14 protein-coding genes are annotated in these 12,302 nt (G+C 62.3%); all 14 read left to right on the forward strand.

The features are described 5' to 3' along the window. The first annotated feature begins 13 nt into the window (after window positions 1-13). The 14 genes from nifK (at window position 14) to clpX (ending at window position 12,250) form a co-directional block, all read left to right on the forward strand. Window positions 14-1,573, forward strand: coding sequence for a nitrogenase molybdenum-iron protein subunit beta (nifK, locus tag JWZ97_RS19275; protein WP_205434805.1), 1,560 nt, complete (start codon window positions 14-16; stop codon window positions 1,571-1,573). 132 nt (window positions 1,574-1,705) lie between these two features. Next, window positions 1,706-2,074 (forward strand): 2Fe-2S iron-sulfur cluster-binding protein, encoded by a 369-nt coding sequence (locus tag JWZ97_RS19280; protein ID WP_205434806.1) that lies wholly within the window; start codon window positions 1,706-1,708, stop codon window positions 2,072-2,074. 388 nt (window positions 2,075-2,462) lie between these two features. After that, window positions 2,463-4,148: a nitrogenase iron-molybdenum cofactor biosynthesis protein NifE gene (gene nifE / locus JWZ97_RS19285; protein WP_205434807.1), complete on the forward strand. Its 1,686-nt coding sequence runs from the start codon at window positions 2,463-2,465 to the stop codon at window positions 4,146-4,148. A gap of 8 nt (window positions 4,149-4,156) precedes the next feature. Beyond that, window positions 4,157-5,530, forward strand: coding sequence for a nitrogenase iron-molybdenum cofactor biosynthesis protein NifN (gene nifN, locus JWZ97_RS19290; RefSeq protein WP_205434808.1), 1,374 nt, complete (start codon window positions 4,157-4,159; stop codon window positions 5,528-5,530). A 43-nt stretch (window positions 5,531-5,573) separates the two neighbouring features. Continuing rightward, window positions 5,574-5,999 carry a nitrogen fixation protein NifX gene (nifX, locus tag JWZ97_RS19295; protein ID WP_205434809.1) on the forward strand — a complete coding sequence of 142 codons (426 nt, stop codon included), beginning with the start codon at window positions 5,574-5,576 and terminating at the stop codon, window positions 5,997-5,999. After that, the gene (locus tag JWZ97_RS19300; protein ID WP_205434810.1) at window positions 5,992-6,474 is read left to right on the forward strand and encodes a NifX-associated nitrogen fixation protein; all 483 of its coding nucleotides are present in this window, start codon (window positions 5,992-5,994) and stop codon (window positions 6,472-6,474) included. Before nifX ends, JWZ97_RS19300 begins: the two co-directional genes overlap by 8 nt. Window positions 6,475-6,559: 85 nt before the next feature. After that, entirely contained in the window at window positions 6,560-6,745 is a 186-nt protein-coding gene (locus JWZ97_RS19305; RefSeq protein ID WP_205434811.1) for a CCE_0567 family metalloprotein, read from the forward strand. A gap of 11 nt (window positions 6,746-6,756) precedes the next feature. Beyond that, window positions 6,757-7,065: a ferredoxin III, nif-specific gene (gene fdxB / locus JWZ97_RS19310; RefSeq protein ID WP_205434812.1), complete on the forward strand. Its 309-nt coding sequence runs from the start codon at window positions 6,757-6,759 to the stop codon at window positions 7,063-7,065. Between the two features lie 37 nt (window positions 7,066-7,102). Continuing rightward, complete coding sequence (locus JWZ97_RS19315; RefSeq protein WP_205434813.1) at window positions 7,103-7,696, forward strand: nitrogen fixation protein NifQ; 594 nt, start codon at window positions 7,103-7,105, stop codon at window positions 7,694-7,696. Then, window positions 7,675-8,688 (forward strand): folate-binding protein YgfZ, encoded by a 1,014-nt coding sequence (locus tag JWZ97_RS19320; RefSeq protein WP_205434814.1) that lies wholly within the window; start codon window positions 7,675-7,677, stop codon window positions 8,686-8,688. The genes JWZ97_RS19315 and JWZ97_RS19320 overlap by 22 nt, the downstream gene beginning before the upstream one ends. Before the next feature lie 35 nt (window positions 8,689-8,723). Continuing rightward, window positions 8,724-9,104 carry a Co2+/Mg2+ efflux protein ApaG gene (gene apaG, locus JWZ97_RS19325; protein WP_205434845.1) on the forward strand — a complete coding sequence of 127 codons (381 nt, stop codon included), beginning with the start codon at window positions 8,724-8,726 and terminating at the stop codon, window positions 9,102-9,104. Further along, window positions 9,104-10,210: an alanine dehydrogenase gene (gene ald, locus JWZ97_RS19330; RefSeq protein ID WP_205434815.1), complete on the forward strand. Its 1,107-nt coding sequence runs from the start codon at window positions 9,104-9,106 to the stop codon at window positions 10,208-10,210. The genes apaG and ald overlap by 1 nt, the downstream gene beginning before the upstream one ends. 70 nt (window positions 10,211-10,280) lie before the next feature. Further along, window positions 10,281-10,925 carry an ATP-dependent Clp endopeptidase proteolytic subunit ClpP gene (clpP, locus tag JWZ97_RS19335; RefSeq protein WP_205434816.1) on the forward strand — a complete coding sequence of 215 codons (645 nt, stop codon included), beginning with the start codon at window positions 10,281-10,283 and terminating at the stop codon, window positions 10,923-10,925. Between the two features lie 53 nt (window positions 10,926-10,978). After that, window positions 10,979-12,250 (forward strand): ATP-dependent Clp protease ATP-binding subunit ClpX, encoded by a 1,272-nt coding sequence (gene clpX, locus JWZ97_RS19340; RefSeq protein ID WP_205434817.1) that lies wholly within the window; start codon window positions 10,979-10,981, stop codon window positions 12,248-12,250. Window positions 12,251-12,302: the final 52 nt, after the last annotated feature.

Genomic DNA, 12,302 nt, shown 5'->3' on the forward strand with positions numbered 1-12,302 from the left:
TGGAGCTTAAGCCATGAGTCAAAATGCAGAAAAAGTCCTCGACCACTTCAACCTGTTCCGCGAACCGGAATACGTCGAGCTGTTCGAGAACAAGCGTAAAGAGTTCGAATTCATGCCGCCTGACGAGCAGGTCGCAGAAATTCGTGAGTGGACCAAAACCGAGGAATACAAGGAAAAGAACTTCGCCCGCGAAGCTCTGACCGTCAATCCCGCCAAGGCCTGCCAGCCGCTGGGCGCCGTGTTCGCCGCGGTCGGTTTCGAAGGCACCATACCCTTCGTGCACGGTTCGCAAGGCTGCGTGGCGTATTACCGCTCGCACTTCAGCCGTCACTTCAAGGAGCCGACCTCCTGCGTATCGTCTTCCATGACCGAAGACGCGGCGGTATTCGGCGGCCTGAACAACATGATCGACGGTCTGGCCAACACCTACAACATGTACAAGCCGAAGATGATCGCGGTTTCCACCACCTGCATGGCGGAAGTGATCGGCGACGACTTGAACGCCTTCATCAAGACTTCGAAGGAAAAGGGTTCCATCCCGGCCGAATACGATGTGCCTTTCGCCCACACCCCGGCTTTCGTCGGCAGCCATATCACCGGCTACGACAACGTCATGAAGGGCATCCTGCAGCACTTCTGGGACGGCAAGGCAGGCACCGTACCGGCGCTGGAGCGCAAGCCGAACGAGTCGATCAATTTCCTCGGCGGCTTCGACGGCTACACCGTGGGCAACATCCGCGAGATCAAGCGCATCTTCAACCTGTTCGGCATCGACTACACCATCATCGGCGACAACAGCGATGTATGGGATACCCCGACCGACGGCGAGTTCCGCATGTATGACGGCGGCACCACGCTGGAAGACACCGCCAACGCGCTGAACGCCAAGGCCACCATCTCCATGCAGGAGTACTGCACGGAAAAGACCCTGCCCTTCATCGCCGAGCACGGCCAGGAAGTGGTCGCCCTCAACCACCCGATCGGCGTGGCCGGCACGGACCGTTTGCTGCTCGAGATCGCGCGCCTGACCGGCAAGGAGATCCCGGCCGAACTGGAGAAGGAGCGCGGCCGTCTGGTCGACGCCATCGCCGACTCTACCGCCCACATCCACGGCCAGAAGTTCGCCATCTACGGCGATCCCGACCTGTGCTACGGCCTGGCCGAGTTCCTGTTGGAACTGGGCGCCGAGCCCACTCACGTGCTGGCCACCAACGGCAGCAAGGCGTGGGCCGAGAAGGTGCAGGCGCTGTTCGATTCCTCGCCCTTCGGCAAGAACTGCAAGGTTTACCCGGGCAAGGATCTGTGGCACATGCGCTCGCTGCTGTTCACCGATCCGGTCGATTTCCTGATCGGCAACACCTACGGCAAGTACCTGGAGCGTGACACCGGCACCCCGCTGATCCGTATCGGCTTCCCGATCTTCGACCGCCACCACAAGCACCGTTATCCGGTGTGGGGTTACCAGGGCGGCCTGAACGTATTGGTCTGGATCCTCGACCGCCTGTTCGAATCGATCGACGCCAATACCATCATCCCGGCCAAGACCGACTACAGCTTCGACATCATCCGCTAAGCGGTTCCGCGAGACGCCCGCCTCTCCGCAGCCTTCCCTTCCGGGGACTGGGCGAACCGGAGGGACGGGCATTTTACCGGCGATATACCCTCACTTTTTGCGGGTATATCGCCATCCAACTGAGGATACATCATGGGAAACGTCACGTTTTCTAGTCCCTTGCTGTCCAAGGATGTCACGGTGTACGCCACGGCCGGCGATACCCATACCCTGCTCAAGGTCGCCAGGCACCACAAGATACCCATTCCGTTCGAATGCGAAGACGGGGATTGCGGTTCCTGCGTGATCGAGGTGAGTGAATTGTCGAACAAGCCTTTCATGGCGCAGGACTTGACCGACAAGGAGCGTGCGACCCTGGTCGCCGCCGGCAAATTGACCAAGGCGCAGATCGAGGAATCGACCTTGACCGACAAGCCGCCGCGCTACCGTCTGGCCTGCCAGTACATCGTGCGCGACGAGGATGTGCTGGTGAAATTCAGCGGCGAGCCGGGCGTCGTCTGAGCCGGGCTACCCGACCCACCCTGCGGCGCCGGGTCTATCCGCTGCGGATTTCCCGGCGCCGCAACCTTTCCTAAGCATCAGGCAGGCTCGCCAGGACTGCGGATGGATACTCTCCGTGCCCGCATGCTCGGACATGGGAGCTGATCCGGCGAAGGCCGGGCCGACAGCGGGGCCGGCGTTTCCGGCTTGTCCGTTTCCTGACATTCCCTTTCTCCTTTGTTCATAACCCTACAGCCCTTGGGGTGTGTAGCGGTCAAATATCCTAATTCAATCAACGATATAAGCCGCGGGCACGGGCATTGCTTAGACAAGCTACAGGCCAGGCACGACCGGCGGAAGACCCTTCCGCGGCACGGTCGGCAATAACGAATCATCGCGGAGACTGGGCATGAGCAGCCTATCGAGCACGATCCAAGACGTTTTCAACGAACCCGGTTGCGGCAAGAACCAGGGCAAGTCGGAAAAAGAACGCAAGAAAGGTTGCACCAAACAGCTCCAGCCCGGCGGAGCCGCCGGCGGCTGCGCCTTCGACGGCGCCAAGATCGCCCTGCAACCCATCACCGACGTCGCCCATCTGGTGCACGGCCCCATCGCCTGCGAAGGCAATTCCTGGGACAACCGCGGCTCCAAATCGTCCGGTTCCAACCTCTGGCGCACCGGCTTCACCACCGACATCAACGAGACGGACGTGGTGTTCGGCGGCGAGAAGCGCCTGTACAAGTCGGTGAAGGAAATCATCGAGAAATACGACCCGCCGGCCGTATTCGTCTACCAGACCTGCGTCCCCGCCATGATAGGCGACGACATCGACGCGGTGTGCAAGGCGGCGTCCAAGAAATTCAACAAGCCGGTGATTCCGGTCAATTCGCCCGGCTTCGTCGGTCCCAAGAACCTCGGCAACAAGCTGGCCGGGGAAGCCATCCTGAACCATGTGATCGGCACCGAAGAGCCCGAATACACCACGCCCTACGACATCAACATCATCGGCGAATACAACCTGTCCGGCGAGCTGTGGCAGGTCAAGCCTTTGTTGGACGAGTTGGGCATCCGCATCCTCTGCTGCATCTCCGGGGACGCCAAATACCACGACGTGGCCGTCTCGCACCGCGCCAAGGTGGCGATGATGGTTTGTTCGAAGTCCATGATCAACATCGCCCGCAAGATGGAGGAGCGCTACGACATTCCCTTCTTCGAGGGCTCTTTCTACGGCATCCAGGACACCAGCGACGCCTTGCGCGAAATCGCCACCCTGCTGATCGAGAAAGGCGCGCCGGCGGAGCTGATGGAGCGCACCGAAGCGTTGATCGCCCGCGAGGAAGCGCGCGCCTGGGCCGGCATAGCCCCCTACAAGGAGCGGCTGACCGGCAAGAAGGTTTTGCTCATCACCGGCGGCGTGAAATCCTGGTCGGTGGTCGCCGCGCTGCAGGAAGCCGGCATGGAACTGGTCGGTACCAGCGTGAAGAAATCCACCAAGGAAGACAAGGAACGCATCAAGGAACTCATGGGCGAAGACGCCCACATGATCGACGACATGAGCCCGCGCGAGATGTACAAGATGCTCAAGGACGCCCAGGCCGACATCATGCTGTCCGGCGGGCGCTCGCAGTTCGTCGCCCTCAAGGCCAAGATGCCCTGGCTGGACATCAACCAGGAACGCCATCACGCCTACATGGGCTATGTCGGCATGGTCGAGCTGGTCAAGGAGATCGACAAGGCGCTGGCCAATCCGGTCTGGGAACAAGTGCGCAAGCGCGCGCCCTGGGAAGAACAGACCTGGGAAGAAGCCGCCGATGCCGCCATCGCCGCGGAAGCGGCCGCCCTGGCCGCCGATCCGGCCCTGGCGCGCGAGAAGCGCCGTTCCGCCCCGGTGTGCAAATGCAAGAGCGTGGCCCGCTGGGCGATCGAGGACGCCATCGTCGAGTTTGGCCTGAACACGGTCGAGGCGATCTCGGAGAAGACCCAGGCGGGTACCGGCTGCGGCTCCTGCGCCGGCAAGCTGGGCAAGATCCTGGAAACCATGGATCACTGGCATCCCGCGCAGGCGGAGCCGGTGGCCGTGCAGGCAGCGGCCTGAGGTGCATCATGGCCAAAGTCATCAGTCCTCAGAAAGCCTGTTCGGTCAATCCGCTCAAGATGAGCCAGCCCATAGGCAGCGCGCTGGCCTATATGGGCATCAAGAATTGCATGCCGCTGTTCCACGGCTCGCAAGGCTGCACCTCCTTCGGCCTGGTCTTGTTCGTGCGCCATTTCAAGGAAGCCATACCCTTGCAGACCACGGCGATGAGCGAGGTCGCCACGGTGCTCGGCGGGCTGGAAAACGTGGAACAGGCCATCGTCACCATCGCCAACCGGCAGAAGCCTTCCATCATCGGGATCTCGTCCACCGGCGTGACCGAGACCAAGGGCGACGACGTGGACGGTTACATCAAGATCGTGCGGGAAAAACACCCCGAGCTGGATCACATCAAGCTGGTTTATGTGTCCACGCCCGACTTCAAGGACGCCTTCCAGGACGGCTGGGCCAAGACCGTCACCCGCCTGGTCGAAGAACTGGTCGACCCGGTGGCAGCCGATGCCGAACGCGATCCTGCCCGAGTGAACATCCTGCCGGGTGCGCACCTGACACCGGGCGATCTCGACGAATTGCGCGACATCCTCTCAGGCTTCGGCCTGGAGCCCTGGATCCTGCCGGACTTGGCGGGTTCGCTCGACGGCCATGTGCCGGACGATTTCACGCCGACCACCATAGGCGGGATCTCCCTGGAAGAAATCGCGGGGATGGGCCTGTCCGGCCACACCATCGCCATCGGCGAGCAGATGCGCGACGCCGCCGTCGCCCTGGAAAAGAAGACCGGGGTGCCGTACACCCTGTTCGACCGGCTCACCGGGCTGGAGGTCAACGACCGCTTCATCACGCTGTGCGCCAAGCTCAGCGGCAAGCCGGTGCCCAATAAATACAAGCGGCAGCGCAGCCAGCTGGTCGACGCCATGCTGGACGGCCACTTCCATTTCGGCGGCAAGAAAATCGCCATCGGCGCCGAGCCCGATCTGCTGTGGACCTTGAGCCAGTGGATCACCGAACTGGGTTCGCACGTGGTGGCCGCGGTGACCACCACGGCCTCGCCCCTGCTCGAACATATCCCGACCGAGGAAGTCCTCATCGGCGATCTGGAAGACCTGGAAAACCGAGCGAAAGGCTGCGACCTGCTGGTGACCCATTCACACGGCCGGCAGGCGGCGGAACGGCTGCACATTCCTTTCTACCGCATCGGCATCCCCATGTTCGACCGGCTCGGTGCGGCGCATCAAACCATCGTGGGATACCGCGGGACGCGCGATCTCGTGTTCGAGGTCGCCAACATGTTCATCGCCGACGGCCATGAACCCACGCCCGATACCTGGGCACTACCGGAGCAAACTAGCCATGCTGGCGAGACGGCGCTTGCGGCTCATTAAGCCGGACGATGCGGAAAACGAATCACTTTATCGTGGAGGCAGTATGAAAGTGGCATTTGCTACACAGGATTTACAGCGGGTCGACGCCCATTTCGGTTGGGCGAAGAACATCGCGATCTACGAGTTGTCGGCGGAGGGCTATCAGTTCATCGAGGCCGTTCAGTTCGAGGGCGACCTGCAGGAAGACGGCAACGAGGACAAGCTCGCGCCCAAACTGGATGCCGTCAAGGACTGCGCCATTCTCTACGTGGCCGCGATCGGCGGCTCGGGCGCCGCGCGCGTGGTCGCCCAGGGCATCCATCCCATGAAGGTTCCCCAGCCCGAAGCCATCGTCGATCTCCTGGAAAAACTCCAAGTGGTCCTGAAAGGCACCCCGCCGCCCTGGCTGCGCAAGGTTCTGGCCAAGGAGACCAAGGGAGAGGAACGCGAATTCGATTTCGAAGACGAAGAAGAGGTGAAACATGCCTGAAGCAGCCATAGCCGTACCCACCGAGCCCGCCGCATCCCCTCTGGATTCGGTGTTCATCAAGGAACTCGTCAAGCAATGGCGGGCCCAGGATTCCTACGGAGCCTGGGAAGGCAAGAGCGACGAACAATTGCTCGAGCCCTATGTGATCGATAAGGAAAAGCGCAAGACCATTCCCATCATCGGCGATCCCGATCCGGAGACCCTGTGGCGCATGGAGCTTTTCTACAACGCCATAGGCCTCTCCATCGAGCGCGCTAGCGGCATCATGGTTTCGCCCATGATGAAGATGTCCCACGAAGGCTTCGGTCGCCAGATACTCACGGCCGGTCGTTTGATCGTGCTGAACAAGCAGTTGCGCGACGTGCACCGCTTCGGTTTTCCCACCCTGGAAAAACTGGCGGAAGAAGGCGAGAAGCTGGTGGCGGCCGCGCTGCAGATGATAGAGAGCTACCCGGAAGTCGCCCGTTACGGCTGATCCGCGAAAGTTCCTTCCCCCTGCAAGGGGAAGGTGTTGGCGATACACAGATTGATAACCCCTAGAGTTCACGAGAGGTAACACCATGTCAGGGGAAGAAGACGTCAAGGCCAAGTTTAAAAAGCTCAATGCCCAGGCTACCGCCTTGAAAATGGATCTGCACGATCTGGCGGAGGATCTGCCGACGGGATGGGAAAAAATTCCCGAGGTTGCGAAGAAGGCTTTCGATGCGTTTCGGGAGCTGGACGAGTTTCGTAAGGCCAGCGCCTAGGAGTTAAAGCCATGAGCGAATTCAGCGTAGTCCTGCCCGGAGGCAAGCTCTGGGTACCCCAGTTCGTCGGCGAGATCGACCAGGAAAAATGCATAGGCTGCGGCCGCTGCTACAAGGTCTGCGGACGCGAAGTCCTGGCCATGGTCGGCATCAACGAAGACGGCGATGTGGTCAAGTTGAGCCTGGACGACGAGGACGACGAGGACGAATACGACAAGAAGGTCATGTCCATCGACAACGTCGCCAATTGCGTGGGATGCGAAGCCTGCGCGAAGATTTGCCCCAAACAGTGTTATACACACGGGGCGGTCGCCGCTTGATCTGATCCGATGCGATCCCCATAAGCAGGGTGTACCCATGTTGGCCAGGAATCTGAACTACGACCCCTTGATGGTCCACGCCCGCGATCCTCAGGATCCGCTGACTCTGGCCTTCGCTTCCGCCATCGAACTGGCGCGCAGCTCTTCCCGCCTACCCGGCGGCTTCGGGCTCGACCAGGGCGAGTTCAGCGCCTTGCTAGACGCGTATTTTCCGGGCGCGAGGGGGCTTTATCTGGCCCAGGGATCGCGTTCCTCGTGGACGGCCGGCCGGCAAGCGACCGACGAGTTCGACGATTTGCTCAAGCTGCTGTTGGAGCACCGCGTCGAGGACAGCCGGCTAAGCCGCTGGCTGGCCCACGCGGTCGCCGCCTGCTGCATGGGCGAGGATCATCTGTGGCAGGATCTGGGACTGCCGAACCGGCAGGCCTTGTCGGATCTGCTGGCGCGGCATTTCCAGTCGCTGTTCGCCCGCAATACCGGCGGCATGCGCTGGAAGAAGTTTTTCTACAAGCAGCTTTGCGAACGTCACGGTGCTTTCGTCTGCCGTTCGCCCAGCTGTGCGGAATGCGTGGAATACGCGAATTGTTTTGGACCCGAGGAGGACGGCGCATGGCAGCCGGTGAAGCGATAGAAGTGCAGGATACCGGTCGTGGCGCGCCCGCGTGGGCGGGGGTCGATCCGGTTACTTTCGGCGATGCGGTGGCGGATCTGTCCCATTTCGGACTGATCGCCGTGGAGGGCCCGGACGCCCAGAAGTTTCTCGCCAGCCTGTTCACGGGCGATGTGCGCCTGGTGTCGGCGAGCCAGGGCCAGTTCACCAGTTGGTGCGACGGCAAGGGGCGGATATTGACGACCTTCTGGCTGTTCGTGCGCGGCGAGGCGTATCACATCCTCTTGCCGAAAGAACTGCTGCCCTCGACGCTAACCCGCTTGCGCCAGTTCTTGTTGCGCAGCAAGGCCACCATTTCCGATGCGACCGAAACGCTGGCGCGCGTCGGTTTGTCCGGTCCCGGTTTGACGAAGCGCCTGGCCGAGGCGCTGGGCGGCGAAGCGCCCACGGCGCGGGGCGAGACACGCAGCTATGGCGATCTGACCCTGGTCGCGCTGGGCGGGCCGCAGCCCCGCTGGATCCTCGCAGGTCCGCCCGCGGCGGTCGAGGCCCTTACGCAAAAGCTGCAGCCCGGCCTCCTGCCGGTGGAGGCCGGGGCCTGGTCCCTGCTCGACATCCTCGCCGGGCTACCGCTGGTCAGCCCCGAGACCAGCGAGGAATTCATCCCGCAGATGCTGAATCTCGAAGCCCTGGGCGGCTTGTGTTTCACCAAGGGCTGTTATCCGGGACAGGAAGTCGTCGCCCGCCTGCAATACCGCGGCCAGCTCAAGCGCCGGCTGTATCTGGCCTATGCCGACAGCGACCGGGCCCCGCCGCCGGGTGCCAAACTCTACGGGCCGGGCACCACCGAAAGCGTGGGCTTGGTGGTATCCGCCGCACCCTTGCCGACGGGCAAGATCGCTCTGCTGGCCGTCGTGGTCATCGAACAAAAAGCGGCAGGCGACATCCATCTGGAAGATCTCCAGGGTCCCCGCCTGGAATTCCAGGAACCGGATGTCTCCGCCGCTGCCTAAACCCTGCGTAATCCGGATAGTGAAGAGGCATGCCTATGAATCGTAAGTCGCGCGAATTGAAGGTCGCGGTCAAAACCGTCTACCTGGGCGATCAGTCCCATCCCGAGGGCGATCGCTACACCTTCGCCTATACCGTGACCATGCAGAACACCGGCACGGTGGCGGCCAAGCTGCTGGGGCGCCGCTGGGTCATCACCGACGCCAACGGCAAGGTCGTGGAAGTCGTGGGTGAGGGCGTGGTGGGCGAGCATCCTTACCTGCGGCCCGGCGAGGCTTACGAATACACCAGCGCGGCCACCATAGAAACGCCAGTCGGCAGCATGCACGGCAGCTACCAGCTCATCGCCGACGATGGCGTGCCCTTCGAGGCGCCGATTGCCGCATTCAGTCTCGCCATCCCGCGTCGTTTGCATTGATGAGAGTCGGTGTCCCCAAAGAGATCAAAGATCAGGAAGGGCGCGTCGCCCTGACGCCGGCCGGTGCCGCCGCCTTGGCCGGGCACGGCCATGAGGTGCTCGTGCAGTTGGGTGCGGGCCTGGGCTCGGGCTTCGCCGATGCCGATTACGCCGCGGCCGGGGCCCGGCTGGTCACGGCCGATGAGGCCTGGGCCGTCGACCTGGTGGTCAAGGTCAAGGAGCCTTTGGCGAGCGAATACGGCTATTTGAAGAATCAGCTGCTGTTCACCTATTTCCATCTGGCCGGGGTGCCGCGCGAACTGACCGAGGCCTTGCTGGCCGAAAAAACCACCGCCATCGCCTACGAAACCCTGGAAGACGGAACGGGCCGCCTGCCTTTGCTGGCGCCCATGAGCGCGGTGGCCGGCAACATGGCGGCTTTGGTCGGCGCGTATTACCTGGCGCGCAACCACGGCGGCAAGGGCGTGCAACTGGGCGAAGTGCTGGGCGTGCGCCATGGCAAGGTGCTGGTCATTGGCGACGGCGTGGTCGGCACGCATGCGGCGCGCAGCGCCCGGGGCCTGGGTGCGGAGGTCGTGGTGGCCGGTCTGGATCCCGCCAAAGGCGAGAGCCTGCGGCGCGACATCGCCCCCGACATCGAGTTTTTCATCTCGACCCCGGAACTCATCGCCCGGCACGTGGCGGATGCCGACCTGGTCGTGGGCGCCGTGCTCCGTAAAGGTGCAAAGGCGGATTACGTGGTGACCGAAGACATGGTGCGTTCCATGCAGCCGGGCTCCGTGCTGGTCGACGTCAGCATCGACCAGGGCGGCTGCATCGCCACCTCCCGGCCGACCTCCCATACCCACCCGGTATACGAATTGCATGGCATCTTGCATTACTGCGTGACCAATATGCCGGGGGCTTATCCACGCACTTCGACCCTGGCGTTGACCGAAGCGACCCTGCCTTATGTCCTCAAGCTGGCGGACCTAGGCTTGGAGGCTCTGCGGGAAGATGCCGGTTTCGGCAAGGCGCTGAACGCCTACCAGGGGCATCTCACCTGCCGGCCGGCGGCCGAAGCCCTGGGGTTGACGGAGCGCTACCGGGATTTCGCCACGCTTTGATACGCCCCGCCGCGGCCCAGCCCGGCGGCTCACTAAAGCTCCACGACACTTGAACCTTGGAAGACCGAACATGCTGAGAGACCGCTACACCCATCCGAGTGAAACGCGCGCCGCCGGCGGCCTGGTGCCCGTGGTCATCGAACAGTCCGCGCGCGGCGAGCGGGCCTTCGACATCTATTCGCGCCTGCTGAAGGAACGTGTCATCTTCCTGGTGGGCCAGGTCGAAGACTACATGGCCAACCTGGTGATCGCCCAATTGCTGTTCCTTGAATCGGAAAACCCCGACAAGGACATCCATCTTTACATCAACTCGCCCGGCGGGCTGGTGACGGCGGGGCTGGCGATCTACGACACCATGCAATTCATCAAGCCGGACGTCAGCACCCTGTGCATAGGTCAGGCGGCCAGCATGGGCGCCTTGCTGCTGGCCGGCGGGGCGGCCGGCAAGCGTTATTCCCTGCCGCATTCCCGGGTGATGATCCATCAGCCTTTGGGCGGCTTCCAGGGCCAGGCCAGCGATATCGACATCCATGCGCGGGAGATCCTGTCCGTGCGCGACCGGCTGAACGACATCCTCGCCAAGCACACCGGCCAGCCGCTGGAGAAGATACAGGGCGATACCGACCGCGACAATTTCATGACCGGCGAGGATGCCGCGAACTACGGCTTGATCGACAAGGTGCTGACCACGCGGGATCTGCCCAAGAGCGAATGACGGGCGCCGTGTGCCAACTTTAGATTTCTAACAGTGGGCTAGGGGTAACGACGATGAGTGACGAAAAGAGCGGCAAAGACACGGGCGGTAAGGTGCTGTACTGCTCTTTCTGCGGCAAGAGCCAGAACGAGGTTCAGAAGCTGATCGCGGGCCCTGCGGTTTTCGTCTGCGACGAATGCGTCGAACTGTGCAACGACATCATCCGCGAAGAGCTGGAAGGCAAGGCGAACGAGGCCGTCAGCCATCTGCCCAAGCCCAAGGAAATCAAGGGTGTGCTGGACGAATACGTCATCGGCCAGGACAAGGCCAAGCGCATCCTGGCGGTCGCCGTCTACAACCACTACAAACGGCTGCGCGCGCAGACCCGGAAGGGCGACGTCGAGCTGGCCAAGAGCAACATCCTGCTGATCGGGCCCACCGGCTCGGGCAAGACCCTGCTGGCGGAGACCCTGGCCCGGGTGTTGGACGTGCCCTTCACCATCGCCGATGCGACCACGCTGACCGAGGCCGGTTACGTGGGCGACGACGTGGAAAGCATCATCCAGAAGATCCTGCAGAAATGCGATTACGACGTGGAAAAGGCCGAGTCCAGCATCGTCTACATCGACGAGATCGACAAGATTTCCCGCAAGTCGGACAACCCTTCCATCACCCGCGACGTCTCCGGCGAAGGCGTGCAGCAGGCCTTGCTGAAACTGATCGAAGGCACGGTCGCCTCGGTGCCGCCGCAGGGCGGACGCAAGCATCCGCAGCAGGAGCTGGTCCAGGTCAACACCGCCAACATCCTGTTCATCTGCGGCGGCGCCTTCGCCGGCCTGGACCGCACCATACGCTCGCGCCATGAAAAGGGCGGCATCGGCTTCTCCGCCGAGGTCAAATCCAAGGACGACCGCCGCAACATGGGCGAAGTGCTGGCCGGCGTCGAGGCCGAGGACCTGATCCGCTACGGTCTGATCCCCGAATTCGTCGGCCGCTTGCCGGTGGTGGCGACGCTGGAGGAACTGGACGAGGCGGCTTTGATGCAAATCCTCACCGAACCGAAGAACGCCCTGGTCAAGCAATACCAGAAGCTGTTCGAGATGGAGGACTGCGAGCTGGAATTCCGTCGGGATGCGCTCGAGACCATCGCCAAGAAAGCCTTGGAGCGCAAGACCGGGGCGCGCGGCCTGCGCACCATCATCGAGCAGGCCTTGCTGGACACCATGTACGAGCTGCCTTCGGAGACCCATGTCGCCAAGGTCGTGGTCGACGAAAAGGTGGTCAAGGGCGAGGTTCCGCCGTATCTCATCTACCAGAACGAAGACAAGCAGTGCGCTTCCGCATGAGTTTCACCGGCTAGCAGACCGCCATCTTGTGCGCTCCGGGCCTTTTCGGTCC

This window comes from Methylococcus sp. EFPC2 (assembly GCF_016925495.1).
In the GTDB taxonomy this organism is placed as follows: Bacteria; Pseudomonadota; Gammaproteobacteria; order Methylococcales; family Methylococcaceae; genus EFPC2.

Excerpts from the sequence above, each read along its gene's own strand:
- nifK (WP_205434805.1), top strand. The coding sequence starts at position 14 with ATGAGTCAAAATGCAGAAAAAGTCCTCGACCACTTCAACCTGTTCCGC.
- JWZ97_RS19280 (WP_205434806.1), top strand. The coding sequence starts at position 1,706 with ATGGGAAACGTCACGTTTTCTAGTCCCTTGCTGTCCAAGGATGTCACG.
- nifE (WP_205434807.1), top strand. The coding sequence starts at position 2,463 with ATGAGCAGCCTATCGAGCACGATCCAAGACGTTTTCAACGAACCCGGT.
- nifN (WP_205434808.1), top strand. The coding sequence starts at position 4,157 with ATGGCCAAAGTCATCAGTCCTCAGAAAGCCTGTTCGGTCAATCCGCTC.
- nifX (WP_205434809.1), top strand. The coding sequence starts at position 5,574 with ATGAAAGTGGCATTTGCTACACAGGATTTACAGCGGGTCGACGCCCAT.
- JWZ97_RS19300 (WP_205434810.1), top strand. The coding sequence starts at position 5,992 with ATGCCTGAAGCAGCCATAGCCGTACCCACCGAGCCCGCCGCATCCCCT.
- JWZ97_RS19305 (WP_205434811.1), top strand. The coding sequence starts at position 6,560 with ATGTCAGGGGAAGAAGACGTCAAGGCCAAGTTTAAAAAGCTCAATGCC.
- fdxB (WP_205434812.1), top strand. The coding sequence starts at position 6,757 with ATGAGCGAATTCAGCGTAGTCCTGCCCGGAGGCAAGCTCTGGGTACCC.
- JWZ97_RS19315 (WP_205434813.1), top strand. The coding sequence starts at position 7,103 with ATGTTGGCCAGGAATCTGAACTACGACCCCTTGATGGTCCACGCCCGC.
- JWZ97_RS19320 (WP_205434814.1), top strand. The coding sequence starts at position 7,675 with ATGGCAGCCGGTGAAGCGATAGAAGTGCAGGATACCGGTCGTGGCGCG.
- apaG (WP_205434845.1), top strand. The coding sequence starts at position 8,724 with ATGAATCGTAAGTCGCGCGAATTGAAGGTCGCGGTCAAAACCGTCTAC.
- ald (WP_205434815.1), top strand. The coding sequence starts at position 9,104 with ATGAGAGTCGGTGTCCCCAAAGAGATCAAAGATCAGGAAGGGCGCGTC.
- clpP (WP_205434816.1), top strand. The coding sequence starts at position 10,281 with ATGCTGAGAGACCGCTACACCCATCCGAGTGAAACGCGCGCCGCCGGC.
- clpX (WP_205434817.1), top strand. The coding sequence starts at position 10,979 with ATGAGTGACGAAAAGAGCGGCAAAGACACGGGCGGTAAGGTGCTGTAC.